The following is a 748-nucleotide window of genomic DNA, read 5'->3' on the forward strand; positions in this document are numbered from 1 at the left end:
AACGGTTTGGGCGATGCGATCAGCGACGGTGGGAATTCCGAGCGGACGCACGCCGCCCACTTTGGGAATCTCCACGCGCTTGACCGGCGGGGGCATGTAGCTCCCCGAGGCGAGCCGGTTCCAGAGCTTGTAGAGGTTGTTTTCCAAATCCTCCGCAAACTCGGCCAGACTCTGACCATCCACGCCCGCCCCTCCTTGGTTGGCCTTTACACGCTTGTAGGCTTCCCACACCTGACGTTTGGTGATGGGAAATGGCTTTGCCTCAGTCACGCGCGTCCTCCCCGGATGGGTTGCGCGCACGACTCAGGCTGGATAGGGCAACCCCTTCGCTCCAGCCCCATTACAGGACCTTCCGCACTCCTACGGGTTGCTCCGTCCCTGTACCCCGCCTCGGTACTCACACGCTTGGGGGGCTTCCCCTTGCGTGGCTCCCTTAACATCGGGGTGACAGGTTCCCACGTTCCGCACAAGAGCCTGGACCGCGTTCTCGCCGCCTTCATGCCGGACGCCGCCTGGGCAGTAAGCAGGTTGCCCCCAGACTTCTCCCGGAGTAACGACTCTCCCCCGGTTTCGACGCCGTTCCTACGCTTTCGACACGTCATCAGCGGTTCACTTGCGTTCGACTCCACGGTCCTCACCTGACCAGGTCTTGCCCGGCCTTTTCCCAGCTCGCTCACGACCACCTCTCTTAAAGGCAGCCGCAGTGGGCGGTTTGAAGCCTCCGCCTGCACGGCGGCTTCGGGGGGCC

1 pseudogene is annotated in these 748 nt (G+C 63.4%); it reads right to left on the minus strand.

The annotated features are described in order from the left end of the window. Positions 1–270 (minus strand): annotated as a pseudogene (locus G3446_RS27115) (group II intron reverse transcriptase/maturase); the annotation flags it as partial. Positions 271–748: the final 478 nt, after the last annotated feature.

Source organism: Thiorhodococcus minor (assembly GCF_010820565.1).
Taxonomy (GTDB): Bacteria; Pseudomonadota; Gammaproteobacteria; order Chromatiales; family Chromatiaceae; genus Thiorhodococcus; species Thiorhodococcus minor.